15 protein-coding genes are annotated in these 17,454 nt (G+C 40.6%); all 15 read right to left on the bottom strand.

All coding sequences use genetic code 11. The features are described 5' to 3' along the window. Positions 1–8 precede the first annotated feature (8 nt). The 15 genes from CBS1_RS08630 to rfbA all read right to left on the bottom strand — a co-directional run bounded on the left by CBS1_RS08630 (position 9) and on the right by rfbA (position 17,453). Complete coding sequence (locus CBS1_RS08630) at positions 9–1,559, bottom strand: gluconokinase (protein ID WP_090223353.1); 1,551 nt, start codon at positions 1,557–1,559, stop codon at positions 9–11. Positions 1,560–1,592: 33 nt separating this feature from the next. Next, entirely contained in the window at positions 1,593–2,213 is a 621-nt protein-coding gene (locus CBS1_RS08625; RefSeq protein WP_014450759.1) for a bifunctional 4-hydroxy-2-oxoglutarate aldolase/2-dehydro-3-deoxy-phosphogluconate aldolase, read from the bottom strand. Between the two features lie 13 nt (positions 2,214–2,226). Next, positions 2,227–2,982: a FadR/GntR family transcriptional regulator gene (locus CBS1_RS08620; protein ID WP_014450758.1), complete on the bottom strand. Its 756-nt coding sequence runs from the start codon at positions 2,980–2,982 to the stop codon at positions 2,227–2,229. Between the two features lie 12 nt (positions 2,983–2,994). Continuing rightward, complete coding sequence (locus tag CBS1_RS08615; protein WP_014450757.1) at positions 2,995–4,455, bottom strand: gluconokinase; 1,461 nt, start codon at positions 4,453–4,455, stop codon at positions 2,995–2,997. Then, entirely contained in the window at positions 4,440–5,459 is a 1,020-nt protein-coding gene (locus CBS1_RS08610) for a D-isomer specific 2-hydroxyacid dehydrogenase family protein (RefSeq protein ID WP_014450756.1), read from the bottom strand. The genes CBS1_RS08615 and CBS1_RS08610 overlap by 16 nt, the downstream gene beginning before the upstream one ends. 473 nt (positions 5,460–5,932) lie before the next feature. Then, positions 5,933–6,985, bottom strand: coding sequence for a non-hydrolyzing UDP-N-acetylglucosamine 2-epimerase (gene wecB / locus CBS1_RS08605; protein ID WP_128998150.1), 1,053 nt, complete (start codon positions 6,983–6,985; stop codon positions 5,933–5,935). Positions 6,986–7,013: 28 nt separating this feature from the next. Next, positions 7,014–8,102 (bottom strand): glycosyltransferase, encoded by a 1,089-nt coding sequence (locus tag CBS1_RS08600; RefSeq protein WP_090223247.1) that lies wholly within the window; start codon positions 8,100–8,102, stop codon positions 7,014–7,016. Beyond that, positions 8,099–9,178, bottom strand: coding sequence for a non-hydrolyzing UDP-N-acetylglucosamine 2-epimerase (gene wecB / locus CBS1_RS08595; RefSeq protein ID WP_090223249.1), 1,080 nt, complete (start codon positions 9,176–9,178; stop codon positions 8,099–8,101). Before wecB (CBS1_RS08595) ends, CBS1_RS08600 begins: the two co-directional genes overlap by 4 nt. Before the next feature lie 208 nt (positions 9,179–9,386). Beyond that, positions 9,387–10,475, bottom strand: a complete 1,089-nt coding sequence (locus tag CBS1_RS08590; protein WP_090223250.1) for a glycosyltransferase — start codon at positions 10,473–10,475, stop codon at positions 9,387–9,389. 13 nt (positions 10,476–10,488) lie between these two features. Beyond that, positions 10,489–12,330 carry an asparagine synthase (glutamine-hydrolyzing) gene (asnB, locus tag CBS1_RS08585; protein ID WP_090223252.1) on the bottom strand — a complete coding sequence of 614 codons (1,842 nt, stop codon included), beginning with the start codon at positions 12,328–12,330 and terminating at the stop codon, positions 10,489–10,491. 17 nt (positions 12,331–12,347) lie between these two features. After that, positions 12,348–13,778 carry a lipopolysaccharide biosynthesis protein gene (locus CBS1_RS08580; RefSeq protein WP_033191466.1) on the bottom strand — a complete coding sequence of 477 codons (1,431 nt, stop codon included), beginning with the start codon at positions 13,776–13,778 and terminating at the stop codon, positions 12,348–12,350. 123 nt (positions 13,779–13,901) lie between these two features. Continuing rightward, positions 13,902–14,921 (bottom strand): dTDP-glucose 4,6-dehydratase, encoded by a 1,020-nt coding sequence (gene rfbB, locus CBS1_RS08575; RefSeq protein ID WP_033191467.1) that lies wholly within the window; start codon positions 14,919–14,921, stop codon positions 13,902–13,904. Further along, on the bottom strand, positions 14,918–15,502 hold the full coding sequence (locus CBS1_RS08570; RefSeq protein WP_236938418.1) for an acyltransferase: 585 nt from the start codon (positions 15,500–15,502) through the stop codon (positions 14,918–14,920). The genes rfbB and CBS1_RS08570 overlap by 4 nt, the downstream gene beginning before the upstream one ends. Next, positions 15,502–16,584 (bottom strand): DegT/DnrJ/EryC1/StrS family aminotransferase, encoded by a 1,083-nt coding sequence (locus CBS1_RS08565; protein ID WP_090223254.1) that lies wholly within the window; start codon positions 16,582–16,584, stop codon positions 15,502–15,504. The genes CBS1_RS08570 and CBS1_RS08565 overlap by 1 nt, the downstream gene beginning before the upstream one ends. Next, complete coding sequence (rfbA, locus tag CBS1_RS08560) at positions 16,581–17,453, bottom strand: glucose-1-phosphate thymidylyltransferase RfbA (protein ID WP_090223256.1); 873 nt, start codon at positions 17,451–17,453, stop codon at positions 16,581–16,583. The genes CBS1_RS08565 and rfbA overlap by 4 nt, the downstream gene beginning before the upstream one ends. Position 17,454: the final 1 nt, after the last annotated feature.

Raw genomic sequence — 17,454 nt, 5'->3', positions numbered from 1 at the left:
GCATCGGTTTAGCTCTTTAGAATTTCATCAAGAATGCGCTTTTCACTTTCCTCTATTTTTTCAGTCCATGCCTGATACAGACCTTCGTAAAAGCCCACAAATTTCAATGTCGGCGATATGATTTTCGTTTCCTTGTTGGTATTCACAAACTTTTCGAACTGGGCTTTGTTGACTAATCTTAGAGCAAAAAGAACGGTTCCAAGCACAGCGTCGTACCTATTACTCCTGTAAAAAATGCCTCGGTTCAATACGGTTGAGAGCAAGTTCCCGAACCCCGGTATTTCCAACAACCCTCCTGAAGCCACAAACCCAGTAACGTCTCCTAATAGTTTGCGTGTGACTTCCTCGACCACATTGACGGCTCTTCTAAACTTAAACACCAACCCTTCGATAACTGCGGCTGTTAAGTCATCAACACTTGTATGTGGTGATAAATTATAAAACTCTCCTTTCTGATACGGTATCCACCTGATCGAGCGCATTCCAAAAACAGTTGGCTTAAAAAGTACCCTATAGTTATTAGGTTTTTGAATCCTCGCTTCATCGTTCAAAATCCGGTTAAGAGTCTGTTCGTATGGAGTGTAATCACTTGACTTCAGATAGTTATCTTTCCACCAGTTCAAAACATTGCCGCAGTTATTTGTAGCGCTTCCGACTATATAGTTGTTATCATCGAATATATAGCACCACGGGCCAAACCCAGGCATATCTTCAACATCAGGGATCTTACTGGTGATTCTTCTGATCGCAGCACTTGTTCCCATCGATATCGTAATCAAACTACTATCGCCGAACGTTGTCCCCATACTCGATGCAGCTCCATCAGAGGTTCCAACAATGACCCTTAAATCGAAATTTTTTTCATCGAATAAGCTCGTCAAGAATTTACTGGGTTTTAGCACCGTATTTCCTGAAACTGCACTTGGAAATTTTGATGAATCAACCTTAGCAAAATCTCTCAGCAAGTCATCTGCCCATCTATCAGCTCTAATATCGTAGCAGCCCGAACCACTTGCGATTGATTTATCAACGAAATGTGAATCCGTAAGGAGATGGATTATATAGTCCTTCACAGACGCAATCTTAGTCACTTGTTTCAGAAAATCTTGCTCATTTTTTGAAAACCATATTAACTTGTAGAATGGATACGTTGGCGCAACAGGACAACCTGTTCTGCTATGTAAGAGAGTTGCTACCGATTCGTTCTTGAGGATTTTGATCGCTTCTGTTGTTCCCAAATCATTGGTCCATGGGATGATGTTGGCAACAGGTTTCATATCGCTGTCTAAGAAAAGTAACGAGTGCAACATAGTATCTACGACCAAATATATTTCTTTCCTATCCGAAGAAAGCTCTCTCAAGAAATTCGCTGCATCTCTTAGACATCTTTCCAGAGCCGCTTCAATATCTTTCGGTCTTATAGTAATGCCGATCTTTTCATCGAAACTATACGCGTAGTTCTCAACAGCTTTGTACCTAACTTCAAGTGCCTCTTCATCGAAGACAACAGCCTTAGTACTCGAAGTTCCAACGTCTACTCCAATATAGTAACGCTTCACCCCACAACACCACCGTCCATAAATTGAAGTACATTAAGAAAGTTCCCTTATCTTCTTCAATACATTCCTAATTCTTTCCCTGACCTCTTCTTTTGATCCACTTACCAGAGAACCACCCATACCAACACCAAAGGCACCTGTTTTGAGCCACTCTAAAACGTTGTCTGGTGAAACTCCGCCTGTGACAATAAAATTCACGTTCGGGAATGGCCCCTTCATAGCCTTGATGAACGCTGGTCCTAGAATATCTCCAGGAAAAAGCTTGAGAATAGTGTTACCAGCCAGATAGGCATTCACAATTTCAGTTGGTGTCATAACTCCGGGAATGTAGCAAATATCTCTCTCTGCACAAAACTTTGAAACTTCCGGATCAAAGTTTGGTGAGATTATGTATTCAGCACCGGCTTCCAGCGCTTCAACACACATGTCCAAATTAATGACGGTACCAGCGCCTATAACAGCATCCGGACACCTTTCTTTAAGTTCTTTTATGACCTCCGTTGCGTTTGGAACTGTAAAGGTTACTTCAATCAACTTGACACCTTCTTCGCTCAGGGTAACACCTTTTTCTACTGCATCTTCCGTACTGCTGGTACGCAAAATTGCTATAAACCGTTCCTTTTCGATCAAAGCAGCTACTTCGTCTTTGTGCATCCTAAAATCCCTCCTACTTCGTTAGTAAACCTTTTATTAAGCACTGTAATCTTTCAGAAACCGCTTTATCCAAAACTTTCTCTGAGGAGAAAACCCTTTCCGTTGCCATCAATAAATGTTTGGTCATTTCTATTCTCGACAATTCGGGATTCCCACTGATGATCGCGGTAACAATTCTCTTGTGTTCTTCTTCCGTATTTTTGTACGCAATACCTACCTTCGTCGTGATCTTAATAACCTCAAAAGCCTTATTCATCACGGCATTCTGGAGGCTTTCCAGAATACTGTTTTTAGCGGCCTTCGCAATTGCAAAATGAAGCTCCTTGTCATACTCAACTCTCTTGATGCTCTTTCGACTTGTGTTCAAGTATTTGTCAAGCGCCTTTTGAATCCTTTCGATATCTTCTTCAGTTCGTCTAAGGGCAGCGAAAGCAGCCAACTCACTTTCAATTGCAAGTCTTGCCTCCATAACCTCAAATATTTCCAGTTGCTTTGAAATTATTAAATGTTTCGTAAACCTCTGAACAATTGACAAATTCAGCTGTTCCGAGATAAAATTACCCTTCCCCCAGCGCTTCTCAACAATTCCCAGCATTGCAAGAGACGTTATCGCTTCTCTTAAGGCCACTCGACTGACACCCAGTCGTGAAGCCAACTCTCGCTCCGGTGGTAACGCCTGTCCCGGTTTAAGTTTGCCACTCGATATTAATTTAACGATTTCCTCAACAATCTTTTCGGAGGTTTGGGTCTTATCAATCTCCTCAAACAAGGAGTTCACCCCTCACTTTTCAATGTACATACGTTTAAGAGAACCCAAAAAAGCATCAAACTTCTCATCGTACGTTTCAACTAACTCTTGGTCCGGTGTCACGATCATTCCTTCCTTAACAATATGATTTGTAGCGTCATTCAACGAATCAAACCAGCCTAATGAAACACCTCCCAACATCGTAGATCCAACGAGAGCGGGTTCTTCAAACCGTGAGACCTCAACTTCCTTCTTAAGAACATTCGCAAGTATGTAAAGCCATTGCTTCAACTTTGTTCCTCCACCAGACACAGTCACTCTCTCAAAACCAATGCCTTTTTCTATAAGGGGTTCTACCATCATTCGCAACGTGAATGAAATACCTTCCAAAGCTGCTGTGAGTATATCTTCAGCAGAAATCTTATATTCAAGCCCTTGAATCATCCCTTTTGCTTCGCTACCGAACTCCAGTCCCCTCTCACCAGTTATATAAGGATGGAATAGCAATCCTTTGACCGGTTTAACTTCATGTGAACGAAATTTATCAAGGTTTATCCTTAAAACTTTCCTCAGCCATTCAATTACAGAACCTGCGTTATTCACGGAACCTCCAGGGAACCACCTACCGTTGCACAGATACAAAGTCTGAGTCTTAAGCATGGGGGTGGAAGATATGAAAGGCCGCTCTGAGATAACTCGAACCATCCCTGTGGTTCCGAGGTTTACTACAGCTCTTCTTTTATTCCCAAAAACACCACTAGCAAGAGCTACAGCTCCACCGTCGTACAAACCCATTACCACTCCAACATCTCTTGGCAACCCGAGATAGTCAGAAATTTCCTTTTTCAACGGAATCACCGTGTAAGGTGAAAGTATCTCAGGCAGGTTATTTCTACTTATTCCCAAAAAGCTTAAAATATCATCATCCCAGTCCAAGGTAAACGTATTGAAGTACCCTGTTGACGAAGCCGTACTTGGTTCAGTCGCAAGCTTGGAGGTCAAAAGAAGAACGATGTAATCCTTACACGACACGAACTTCACTTTCCTTAGATCCTCAATTTGAAGCCTCCTTAGGCTCCAAAAAACCTTTGCAAGCGCGGTATGAAACGTTGGAGGCATACCTGTTCTTGAGTAAATGAAGTCTCTATCGAAATAGCCCTTAAAGTCGCACATAACTTCTCTGATTCGTGTATCTGCTAAGGTAATCATATTCGAATGCGGAACATTATTCGAATCAAGCAACATCAAACCAAAGATATATGTGGATGGAACAATAGCGGCTACACGCTTTTCAAATCCATCAACTACTTTCTTCATCGTTTTCTGCAAAAGTCTTGAGAGGTCTTTAACATTATGCTCAGCTTTTCCGGACGGGTCAACATCCATCCTAATCTTGTTTCTACAAGACCTCAGGATATTACCTTCTGCATCAACCAATCCCGCTTTCAAGTAAGTCGTTCCAACGTCCACAGCAAGAATCAAATCTTTTTCCATCCTTCTTCCTCCAGTTTCTTTATTACTGCAACATTCACTACTTCCTCCGGTATTATTCTTTCTTCAGCTCGAAGAACGTCACTGACCACTTTGTCACCCATAGCCTTTATACTTTCAAAAGTGTACGCCGCAATATGAGGTGTGACCACGACATTATCAAATCTCAAAAGAGGATGCTCCCCGTTTATCGGCTCACCCTCAACAACGTCGAGCCCTACACCAGCAACCTTGCCGGATTCTAACGCTTGAATAAGCGCTTCTTGATCAATTAGTTCCCCTCTCGAAGTATTTACTATGTACACGCCTTCTTTCATCATCTCGAATTCGTTTGTAGACAGAATATGGTAATTTTCCTTTGTGTACTTCGCGCAGATGAATATTACATCGGACAATTTAACGAGCTCGTTAAGTTCTACCTTTCTTGCATTAACGTAACTCATATTTTCTTCAGCCACAAATGGGTCATATACAACAACATCTGCATTGAAACCAAAGTGCACGATTTCTGCAACACGGCTTCCAATATTCCCAAATCCAATTATTCCCACTGTCTTACCTTTCAACTCAATTCCGAAGAACTTTTGTCGTTCCGACCACTTTGATTGCAACACCTTGCTATACGACTGAGGAACTTTCCTCAAAACTGACATACAAAGGGCTATCGCATGTTCTGCAACCGCCTCGCGTTCAGCACCTCCACGAACCTTGGTTACTATAACTCCCTTCTCCGTCGCTTTACCTACATCGATGTTGTCATACCCAAGGCCGTGTCTTGATATCAGTACCAAACCTTCGACATTATCAAAAAACACGCTATCAAAGAAAGGTGTTGTACTTGCAATTATGTATTTAAAACCTTTAAGAACATCTGCCAACTCTCTACCACTCAATTTCGGTGGTAAATCGAACCTCTGAACGTCAAACTTTTGTTGAAGTATTTCAACATGCTCAGGGAAATACTTTCCGAAACTGCTTGAATTGACAATTGCAACTTTGCTCTTCACACGAGACACCTCCATAGATTGACTAGATATACAAGGTATGATGGTATAGTGGTCTTACCAGTTTCGTTACGTATCATATCACTCATACGTTCCATTTTCCAAGAGTCATGAGTTACAAATAGCGACGGTTATCTTCGTCAATCTAAACATTTCTTTTGCTTCCTTTCATTTATGGAAATTCTCTTGAAATTTCGCAAAGCTAACAAAATTTCTATCATAGGTAAAGTTTACATTTAGCTTAGGATTCCACAAAACTATCAAATTTCTTAGTAAAATTCTGCACGTGTGTTGACATGGAATTTTTCAGGTATAGTAGGAGTGGCAATCGTATGTTGAACTTTGGAAATGAACCAAGATAACAAAAGCCCCCACCAAATCATGATGAGGGCTTGTAATTGCGTCGTGCTTCTTGCACAACGGAGATATTCTGTTTAGTCTTAGAGTCAAGGGAATATCTTCAAACACGCAGGTCACTACTGCTTCAAAATCTCCACTATCCTGTTGCCTGCATCGCCATTTCCATATAGTCCTGTTGGATATGGCTTTTCTTCCGTGCTAAACACCGCATCGTATATCCCTTCACCATCAGCTAATATGTTCCATCCTGTTTCCACCAGTTCACGCCATCCAGAGTCTGGCATCACAACTACTGCACGCTTACCAGCAAAATACGCCTCCTTTTGCAACCCACCGCTGTCAGTTATCACTTTCCACGACTTTTCAACTAAGCCCATCAAATTCAGATAATCGATAGGTTCTATAACCAAGATGTCCTTCAAATATTCATCGAGTCCAAATTCTGAGATTCTCTTCCTTGTCCTTGGATGAACCGGAAACACAACTTTAACTTTTTCGGCAACCTTGGCAACTTCCTTCAAAATCTTTTCGAACTTCTCCTTGTTGTCCACATTAAAATCCCTGTGAAGGGTCATAACTATGTACTTTCCTTCCTCAAGCCCTGCCGCCTCATATACGTCGTACTTAAACAACGGTTTCATCATCAAAAACAAATCGTACATCACATCACCGACAAAATAAACTCCTTGCTCTATACCTTCTTTTTTCAAATTCTCAACAGCCAGTTTAGTCGGACAGAACAGGTACTTAGAAACTCTATCTGTGAGCACTCGGTTTATCTCTTCAGGCATATCTTTCGGCTCTTGCCTTAAGCCAGCTTCAACGTGTGCAACGGGTATCTTGAGCTTTGCTCCCACAATCGCCCCTGCAAGTGTTGTGTTTGTATCGCCGTAGACAAGTATCACATCAGGTTTCTCTTCAAGCACGATCTTCTCAAACTCGATCATAATCTTGCCGGTCATCTCACCGTGCAGTCCAGAACCCACGCTGAGGTAATAATCGGGCTTTCTAATTTCGAGCACTTGGAAAAACACATCGCTCATGTTGAAATCATAGTGCTGACCAGAGTGGACGAGAATTTCTTGAATGCCTGCTTTTTCAAACTCTTTGTGTAAAACAGCTTCCTTAATAAACTGCGGCCTTGCACCGACCAAGGATAGGACTTTCATCGGACAACCTCCCCTGAATTCTATATTCTTATCCAAGAACGAACTCAATGAACTCTTTCTCTTTTCTTTCATCCCAAACGAATCTATCTTTGTACCTCTCAACATCCGCTAAAAGCTTATCGTATTCTTTATACGCTTCCAGTATCTTCCTCACTGAGCCATCAACATCTTTTGGATTAATCACCACACCTACGCCAAGTTCCTCAACAACTCGTCTCAAGGAAACAAATCTATCGCTCACAATCACCGGAGTGCTTGCGGCAAGCGAGTCGAAAAATTTATGCGGCAACGACCATAAATCATTCTTGTAATCTTCTCTCCCAGTAGTTTTAAAGGACACGAGCGAAAATGAAGCCTTCGATATCTCTTTCATCATTTCCTCATACGGAAGAAAGCCAGTACAAATATGATTAATGTTCGAGAAAGCTTTTGAATCCATACCTACTATTTTGAAAATAAAACCTTGTCTGATAAGTTCTTTTACAACCTGTTCCTCTTCACCAAGGGCTCTTGTTATCTTCCCAACATAGACAATTGACTTTTCCTTTTCGGTACTCGATAACACGATACTCGCATAATTTGGAACAACCAAGCATTCTTTTTTTCTTCCTCTCAACGAATACTCCATCTGTTCGTAAGACACAAACACAAGCTTATCAGACAACTCAATTTGCCGTTCAAATATACTTCTCATAATCGCAGTCTTCAATTTTCCAATTATTCCAGAAAAATTCGATAGAAAATTCTCTGGATGGTACTCATGCACATCGTAAACTATTCTTTTCCCCTTCTTTTTTGCATACACAAAAGGTTCAATTGGTTTTGAAGGCAAAAAGTGGTGCATGTAAAGAATATCATAGTCCGAATTCTCTATTAAGTCCACTATCTTTTTATCGAGCTTTCGCCTCTTCCAAAGCTTAACGAAAGCGTTTGCATTCACATTCTCGTGCCATTCGATGGGAAGATAATGTATGTTCCCATCTCTGTATTCTTTCTCAGGCATATCGGTCAAGTACTGATAGAACACGTGTGCAACTTTTGAGAGTGCTTTCACCGTTCTGTGCACACGCTTATCATCTTTTGGATGCATGTAGCCTATTACAAGTACCTTCTTCATCTATTTTCCTCCATGAGCGATTTGAGTATCCTCTCGGATGCTTTCCCATCACCAAACGGATTTCTCAAATCGTGTGGCTCAAAATCAACCGCTTTGTAGAGTGCATCCAACACGCTCTCTTCCTGCGTGCCAGCCAGAACACCAAATCCGCTTTCTATCAACTCAGGCCGCTCCGTTGTTTCTCTGCACACAGCAACGAATTTTCCAAACGTTGGTGCTTCTTCCTGTATCCCACCGCTGTCTGTAGCAACAAACCTTGCGCCCTTTAAAAGAGCAGTGAGTTCGACGTAATCTACAGGCTCCAATAAATGTGCCGTTTTGCATCCTTCGAGCACATCGTAAACAACCTCTCTCACCTTTGGATTTTTGTGCACAGGAAAAACTATCTCAATTCCTTCTCTTTCTGAAAACTTTCTCAGTGCGCTGAGAATATTCCTCATCCTTTGCCCTATGTTCTCCCTTCTGTGTAACGTGACAAGAAAGTAATTCTCATGGTCAATTATCTTCTTCCTGATGCCATCAAGGTCGAAGTGATTCATTACGTACATCTGTGCATCTATCACCGTATTTCCAGTAACAACAATTCTACTTTCGTCGAATCCTTCCCTCAGAAGTGTTTCCTTTGACTTTTGCGTTGGTGCAAACATCTTCTCAGAAACTTGGTCAATGACTCTTCTGTTCATCTCTTCAGGGAACGGGTCGTACAAATCCCCACTTCTCAAACCAGCTTCTATATGCCCAACCTTAACACCCCTGTTGAACGAAGCAAGTGCGGCTGCCATCGCTGTTGTCGTATCGCCCTGAACCAAAATCCAATCGTATTCTCGCTTCTTCAAAAGCTCCTCAAAACCTTGGACCACCTTGTACATCACATCGTTCAAAGTCTGGTTTGCCGTCATGATGTTCATGTCGATATCTGAATCAACTCCGAATATCCCTTTCATCATATCAACCATTTCCCGATGCTGACCTGTGCAGATAAAATCTGCGTCCAAACTCATCTCTTTGGCTTTTAAATACACAGGCGCAACCTTGATAATTTCAGGTCTTGTGCCAAAGACAATGCCAATGCGCATTCTCAATCCACTCTCCTTTTGACATTATCTCCTTTTGAGAGCCAAAACACAATTAATTCTTCGCTAACTAATTTTATCATACCATTTAAGTGCCTTCTACTAAGAAATCGAAGCGCCAAAGAAAAATTGCAACGTTTGAACCTAACCAAACAAACAAAAAAAGCCAGACCGCATGCCTGGCTTGTGTTGATATGATGCATAGCTCTATTTATCCAATCACAAACTCAACAAACTCCTTTTCCTTGACCTCGTCCCAAACGAACATGTCTTGGTATTTCACCACGTTTTCAAAAAGTATTTCGTAATTCTCATATGCTCTAAGTATATCTTCCACCGATTTATCAACATCCTCTGGCTCTATAACCACTCCTATTCCCAACTCCTTCACAAGCTTGCTCATCGTCACAAAACTGTCCCTGACAATCACTGGTGTTCCTGCTGATATTGAATCAAAAAACTTATTTGGTAAAGCAAACATATAGTTCTTACTTGATTTACCCGAAGGTGGGTCATACGAAATAAAACTAAAAGCCGATTTTGAAATCTCCTCCATCATTCTCTCATACGGAAGAGCTTCCAAACTGATGTATTTCAAATCGTCTGGAAAGTTAGGTGTATAACCTATAACCTTTATCAAAAAACCTGCCTCATTTAATCTACTCAGCAACTTTATATGTGCTTGCGATAAACCTCTCGGTGTCTTCCCAACTATGCATATTTCCTTGTTTTTCGATGGACTGCTCAACTTAAGGGAAGCATAATTCGGAACAACAAGACTCGGCTTTCTCAGGCCTATCTTTTCAAATATTGTAGTTTCTGTATCTTGTGAAACGCAGATTATCTTGTCACACAGTTCTATTTGCTTGCGAAAAACATTCCAAAAGATAAACCTTTTCAAATATCTCAACGGAGCAGGCAAGTTCTCGAACATGTCTTCTGGATGAAGTTCGTGAAGGTCATAGACAACCACTTTATTCCTTTTCTTTGCCCACTTAAAAGCAGCCAGCGGCATACTAAAAGGAAAAGCGTGCATGTAAAGGATGTCGTATTCTGCAGTTTTTATAAGTTTCACGATACTTCTATCGAAATCAACCCTGCTCTTAATCTTTTTTAAAGGATTTCTTTCGCTTGACTTAGTCAGAGGATAATAATGAACATTACCTTCATAGTATGGCTTTGCTGGTTGTTTTGAGAAGTACTGATACATCACTTTTGCTCTCTTTGAAAGCGCATTCACTGTCCTAAAAACACGCTTATCGTACTTGTCATGGAGATATCCGATTATGAGTACATTCACTACTATCACTCCATTAGACTCGAACATCGAACTTCTTAATCCATTCTCCAAAGATGAGTACTCTCCATATTACTCGATCGTACTGTATTTTCGACTCAAGAAAGTCTCTTACGTAATCTATGAACTTTTCGCTTACAAGTCCTCCAGACAGCTCTATGGCTTCTTTTACTTTTTGCAGAACAAAATCCCCGTGCTCTCTCATCCAGACATTCTCCGGTGTTTCAAATCCCAGCTTATCTTTTCTATCAAGCACCTTGTCAGGTACTATACCGCGCATCGCATTTCTTAAAATTACTTTCGTAACTCCGTTTTGAACAAGATACTTCTCAGGAAGCGAAAGCATAAACTCAACAAGGCGGTAATCAAGATATGGCACTCTTCCCTCGACGGAAAATCTCATAGAATCTCTATCCTCGTATCTCAACAGTGGTAGCAAACTTGTTTTGTAAAACATATCTATCCTGTAATCACGCATGTTTTTGTATGTAAATGAGAAATCAGATGCACCTTCAACACTTCTAAAAAAGGACTCTTTACGCCTTAACTTCCTGAGCTTTCCAGCAAGCATCTGTGGGATTAAATTAGCCATCACAAGCTTGAAAATTAACCCTTTTGAATATCCAAGCTTTGAAATTGCATTAAACTCTTTGAAAAATCTACCTATATCCAATTTCCTAAGAAGAGAAGCCAGGAAAGGTCCATACACATGGTGGTACCCTGCCAGAATCTCATCAGCACCTTGTCCATCGAGCATAACTATCAGTCCGTTCTTTCGAGCGGTCTCAAAAACCTTCCACTGTGCAAATATAAACGTTGAACCAAACGGCATATCATGATACCACACTATCTCTTGGAGTTTTTCACTTAGCTCATCGAAAGTAGGATAAATGACGTGCAACTTAACACCTGTGTATTTCGCCACCTCTTGTGCGTATTCAATTTCCCTGTGTCTTTTGACTTCCGTCGTTGCCGATACTGTTTCCTGATTTTCTTTGTTATCTATTAACCTGTTCATAACGCAAACAAGTGTTGAACTGTCAAGTCCCCCGGAAAGACACGAACCGACCTTCACATCGCTTCTTAGATGTATCCGCACCGAGTCGAACAAAAGTTCTCTAAACATTCGGCAGGCTTCATCAAAGGAGATATCTTTATTTTCTTTGATATCATTTAGGTCATACCATTTAAAAAGTGCGTATTTGTGCGTTGAAAGGTCGTACACAAGATTGAACCCTGGAAATAACTGGTATACACCATCAAAAAGCGTTTCTTCGGTGTGATCTGAAATTGACAACGCAAGAAAATCATACGCCCTTGCTCTGTTTAATTTAGCCTTCCAACCATCAAGCACTGTGAACTGCTTTATCTCAGAACCAAACGCAAAATAATTACCGAGTTTTGTATAATAAAGCGGCTTTATTCCAAACCTGTCCCTTGAGAGGAATATCTCATTCCGCTTCTCATCGTATATTGCAAACGCCCACATCCCGTTGAATCTCTTAACACAATCCCTTCCCCACTTATCGTACGCAGCAAGAATTACTTCTGTATCTGTGTGCGTATTGAATACATACCCGTCTTTAATAAGTTCCTCTTTCAATTCTATGTAATTGTACACCTCACCATTGTAAGTAATAACATATGTACCATTTTTACCTTCATACCTCATCGGCTGTTTTCCCGCATCGGTTAAATCAATTATCGCCAACCTTCTGTGTCCGAATGCGAAGTTTTTTCCAAAATAGAACCCCTCCCCATCGGGACCTCGATGGGCTACCACATCTGTCATCTTCTTGATCTCATCTTGTCGAACTGGAACATCATCGGTTTTTATTATCCCAGCAATGCCGCACATCGTTGCACCCCCAAATACTACCAAGAATTATCCGATTTCGATTTGAGAAGCTGCTTCACACTTCCAAGCAAGAAACTTGCTTCTTCCTTATAAACCAGAACAACCAAGCCCATACTAGTAAGCATGACTAACAGGTTCACACTAATCTTGCTTGTAAGAGTTCCAATACCTGCTGCGATAATGAGGAGCACGATACCTATAGTCGACTTCCTTAAATCATAACCAACACGAAAGACTTTTTCTGAAATCAGCGTTCTCATGAAATAAAACATAACATAAGAAAGACCAGTTGAAACAGCAGCTCCTTTGGCACCATACAAAGGCACAAGCATCGAGTTCCCTAAGAAATTTGTCGCAGCACAAACAATTAGGATGACAAAATGCCAATATGTCTTTTTAGTAAAATTTATACCACCAACCGTTGTTTCTGAAAGAGAATACAAAATTGGCATGAGAATAAGGAAAGGAGCTATATTAGCACTCACTCTGTAGCTTTTAGAAAAAATCAAGAATATAACGTCTTTGAATCCAAGGACCAAAAACGCAACTATAAACAAAACGAGCCCAACCATATCGTGAGCCTTTTTAAAGAACTGAGTGTTGTTCTTATCTTTCTCATACTCCTTGTACGCTGTCGAAATCCAAAAAGACGAGAACCCGCCTTGAATAATATTGATCGCAGTAACGATTCTATACGCTGCGCTGTACAGTCCAATCTCTTCAAGTGTGCCGTACTGCCTTAAACTTATCCTATCAATTGATGTGTAGACCCAAGAAACCAAGAATGTTGGAACCAGTGGAACTCCAAAAGCCAGGATCTTCTTGACCTCAGTCCAATTCATTCGACGTAATTTCCAATAACTCGGGGTTTTTGTTGCACCGACTACTATCGCAGCCAAATATCCGAATAGATTGCCTAAAACAATAGCATAAAAACTCCTGTTCAGCATCAAAGCAAAAAATATTGTAGATAGAATAGTGACCAAAGTATTTGCAACATTTATCAAAGAATAAAGAAATCCATTACCTTCCATCATGACCGTGAACTGGTTAAAAGTTTGGAATATCGATATATAAACTGTAATAACTAGTAATAAATTAACGAATCTGTGCTCCGAACCGTATAATAGTAAACTTACTTTCTTATCAGCTATCAAAATTATCATAGAAATAAAAGTGGCACTAATCAAGGACGTGTAAAGACTATTTGAAAAAAGAAAGGCCCTTTTTTCTTTCTCGTACTCGTTGAAAAACCTAACATAAGCTTGGTCGGTTCCTAACAAAGCAATTATATTTAGCACCGAAAAAGCAACCAAGAACATGGAAGCCTTGCCAAACTCTTCAGGTGATATCAAATATGAAATAATTGGAGCTGTAACCACAGATATAAAGGCTTTTAACCAGATTCCAAGAGAAAATGAAAAGTAAGATTTTATGTATTTCTTCATTTCAAATCGTAGCCTCCAATGTATTCTAAATGCTCAGTTTATAAAAAATATAGAAAAACTACTTCAAGGTCAAAGTTGTAACCACTATTGTGCTAAAATTTGCTGTCATCAAATCGATTTTTACTACCTCTTACTGTACATTCTATCATAATACTCCATGTACTCCCCGTTAATAATTTCCATCCACCATTCTTTATTACTTCTGTACCACTCTATCGTCTTTTCGATCCCTTCCTCAAATCCAACCTTCGGCTCCCATCCGAATTCTTCTCTCATCTTACTAATATCCATCGCATATCTCAAATCATGCCCCGGCCTGTCTTTCACATACCTTATCAATTCTTCCGGCTTTCCTAACTTTTGAACTATCATCTTCACAACATCTATATTCCTCTTCTCGCAATTTCCACCTATGTTATACACTTCCCCCACCCTGCCTTTCTCAAGTATCAATTCTATCGCTTCGCAGTGGTCTGTTACGTATATCCAATCCCTTACGTTCTGCCCTGCTCCATAAACCGGTAGCTCTTTTTCGTTCATCGCATTTATTATCATCAGTGGTATCAGTTTTTCTGGAAACTGGTACGGTCCGTAGTTGTTTGAACACCTTGAGATGGTAACAGGCAAACCGTACGTTCTGTGATATGCAAGCACGAGCAAATCAGCTGACGCTTTTGAAGCTGAGTACGGTGAAGATGGTTTCAAAGGATCACTTTCTTTGAATTTCAACTCAGGCCTGTCAAGTGGCAAATCCCCATAAACTTCATCCGTTGAAATCTGATGAAATCTTACTATTCCGTACTTTCTGCACGCATCAAGCAACACTTGTGTTCCAAGCACGTTTGTAGTAAGAAAAGGGCCAGGATTTTCGATGGATCTATCAACGTGCGATTCTGCTGCAAAGTTCACAACAATATCGAACTTTTCTTGCTCGAACAAACTAAACACAAACTCCCTATCCCCTATATCACCTTTAACGAACCGAAAGTTCTTGTATTCCATTGCTTTCTTCAAATTAGCCAAATTACCTGCGTACGTCAGTTTGTCCAAACACACATACTCATTCTCGGGATGTTTCTCAAGCATGTAATAGATAAAATTCGTTCCAATGAAACCTGCTCCACCGGTAATTAAGTATTTCATTTTGCGTCCGACCTGCCTTTTAAAAACTGTTGTTCTAGTTCAAGCAAATCCCTACTTCTTTCACGAATTTCCTTTGCAGGTATACCGACTGCTATTTTCCATGGTTGTATAGATTTCGTAACCAAGCTCATAGCACCTATGGCCGCACCTTCTCCAATCTCCACACCTGGGAGCACGGTTGACCCAGTACCTATAATTACATGTTTTCCAATGTGAACCTTACCCCCAATCACATTTCTGTATTCTTCAGGTACAGTAGGATTTGTCAAATATTTACCGCTGTAGTCATCGGTCACAGCATATATTGTAACCCTACTTGACAGACCAGAAAAGTTTTCCATTTCTATACCATACTCTCCAGCAAAAAGATAGCATCCAGATGCAATATGGATATAATTGCCCAATCTTATCTTTCCAGAAATTATACAGAAATCATCTATCCTTACGTTATCCCCGATTTCCATCAACTCAGGTGAATATATAGAAGCCTTTCTGCTTATCAGAACATTCTGCCCAAGCTTTGCAAATCCTATTTCTTCCAGTTCTTCCCTTGTATAGAATGACGTTCTGACAGCCATCATCACTTCACCCCCGCTATTTTCATGATGATGTTGCATACGTTCTCAACATGTTCACCTTCCAAATCACCGTACAAAGGCAAGTGTAGTATCCGTGAAGCTATGTTCTCAGAATTGGGGCACGACTGGTTTGAAAATACCTTATTCAGCGAAGGATAAAAGTACTTTCGCGTGTTGTACCCTGCCACTTTAAGCTCCTCAAAGACCAAGTCCCTTACCTGCTCGGTCTCAAACAAAACGGGCATGTATATATAGTTGTACTTTGTGGTGAATGGATTTATTTTTTGAAACTCTACCCTAGCTTCTGAGAGCAAATGTTTGTATTTTTCAAAAACCATCTTTCTTTTTGCTATCTCTTCGTCAACAATTTCAAGGTTCAAAAGCCCCATCACAGCTTGAAACTCATTCATCTTCGCATTTATTCCCGCTTCAACTATGTTTATATTCTCATCAAATCCAAAATTCCTTAATCTCTTTGCTTTTCTTATTAATTCACTATTATCAGACATTATCGCTCCACCTTCTATTGTGTGGAACACCTTTGTTGCATGAAAACTCGCTATTGAAACATCACCGTATTTGTATATCGAATTACCCTTGTAATACACATCAAAGCAGTGTGCGGCATCGTATATTACTTTTAAGTTATGCTTCTTAGCTATTTCTTCGATTCGTTCAACTTCGCATGGATTTCCGAACACGTGCACCGGCATGACCGCCACTGTCTTTTCTGTTATCTTTTCTTCTATTTCGGATGGAGAAATATTGAACGTCTCTGGATCAATGTCAGCAAACACAGGAACATATCCTTGCCAGATTATTGCTTCAACTGTCGCTGCGAATGTGAACGGTGTTACAATAATCTCTGAGCCTTTCGGAAATTCAAAAAGCTCAACTGCAATCAAAAGTGCGAGCGTTCCGTTTGATACCACCACACAATTTGTCCCAAACCTCTCTGACAATTTCTGCTCAAGTTCTTGTAGATAGCTTCCATTGTTCGTCAGCCACCGCGTTTCCCAAAGCTTTTCTATCTTTTCCTCGTATTTTTCCAAACTCGGCATTACACTTCTCGTCACATTTATCATCGTTCTTCTCCCCCTATTTCTAACAGATACCTACCATACTCCGTTTTCTCCATCCTTTTTCCAAGCTCAACTAATTGCTCTCTCGATATGAACCCCATGCGGTATGCTATCTCTTCTAAGCAAGCGATGTAAAATCCCTGGCGTTTTTGTATCGTTGCAACGAAATTCGCTGCCTCAAGAAAACTTTCCGGTGTGCCCGTATCAAGCCATGCAAAGCCCCTGCCCAATGGTATCACCTTCAACTTCCCCATCTTTAAATACTCCTTATTCACATCCGTAATCTCAAGTTCATTCCTCCAACTTGGTTTTATCGTCTTTGCTATTTCCACGACATTGTTATCGTAGAAATACAAACCTGGTACCGCGTAGTTTGATTTTGGATTTTCCGGTTTTTCTTCAATACTTATCGCGTTGAAATTCTCATCGAACTCAACTACGCCAAAGTCTTTTGGATTTCGCACAGGATAGGCAAAAATTATCGCACCTTCTTTTAAGGTTGCTGCTTGCTGAAGTATTGGTGAAAACGCTTGACCGAAGAACACATTATCCCCAAGCACAAGGCACACTGGATCATCCTCAATAAAATCTTCCCCAATCAGAAAAGCTTCAGCAATGCCTCTTGGCTCTTGCTGAACTTTGTACTCAAAACGAACACCTATGTGCGAACCATCACCAAGCAGTTTTTGATAAAGTGGTAAATACTCGGCACTTGAAATAACGAGAATCTCTCGAATTCCTGCAAGCATTAGGACAGAGAGCGGATAGTATATCAGCGGTTTGTCGTACAATGGTAGAAGTTGTTTGTTCACCGCTATTGTGGCAGGATAAAAGCGAGTACCCGAACCCCCAGCCAAGACTATCCCCTTCACA

Source organism: Fervidobacterium changbaicum, from assembly GCF_004117075.1.
GTDB lineage: Bacteria > Thermotogota > Thermotogae > Thermotogales > Fervidobacteriaceae > Fervidobacterium > Fervidobacterium islandicum.
The sequence above is the reverse complement of the archived record's forward strand: the minus strand, read 5'-3'. Positions and strand labels throughout refer to the sequence as shown.

Bases quoted from the DNA above. Each gene is read 5' to 3' on its own strand.
- CBS1_RS08625 (WP_014450759.1), bottom strand. From the start codon at position 2,213: ATGCACAAAGACGAAGTAGCTGCTTTGATCGAAAAGGAACGGTTTATA.
- CBS1_RS08615 (WP_014450757.1), bottom strand. From the start codon at position 4,455: ATGGAAAAAGATTTGATTCTTGCTGTGGACGTTGGAACGACTTACTTG.
- wecB (WP_128998150.1), bottom strand. From the start codon at position 6,985: ATGAAAGTCCTATCCTTGGTCGGTGCAAGGCCGCAGTTTATTAAGGAA.
- CBS1_RS08600 (WP_090223247.1), bottom strand. From the start codon at position 8,102: ATGAAGAAGGTACTTGTAATAGGCTACATGCATCCAAAAGATGATAAG.
- wecB (WP_090223249.1), bottom strand. From the start codon at position 9,178: ATGCGCATTGGCATTGTCTTTGGCACAAGACCTGAAATTATCAAGGTT.
- asnB (WP_090223252.1), bottom strand. From the start codon at position 12,330: ATGTGCGGCATTGCTGGGATAATAAAAACCGATGATGTTCCAGTTCGA.
- CBS1_RS08580 (WP_033191466.1), bottom strand. From the start codon at position 13,778: ATGAAGAAATACATAAAATCTTACTTTTCATTTTCTCTTGGAATCTGG.
- rfbB (WP_033191467.1), bottom strand. From the start codon at position 14,921: ATGAAATACTTAATTACCGGTGGAGCAGGTTTCATTGGAACGAATTTT.
- CBS1_RS08570 (WP_236938418.1), bottom strand. From the start codon at position 15,502: ATGATGGCTGTCAGAACGTCATTCTATACAAGGGAAGAACTGGAAGAA.
- CBS1_RS08565 (WP_090223254.1), bottom strand. From the start codon at position 16,584: ATGATAAATGTGACGAGAAGTGTAATGCCGAGTTTGGAAAAATACGAG.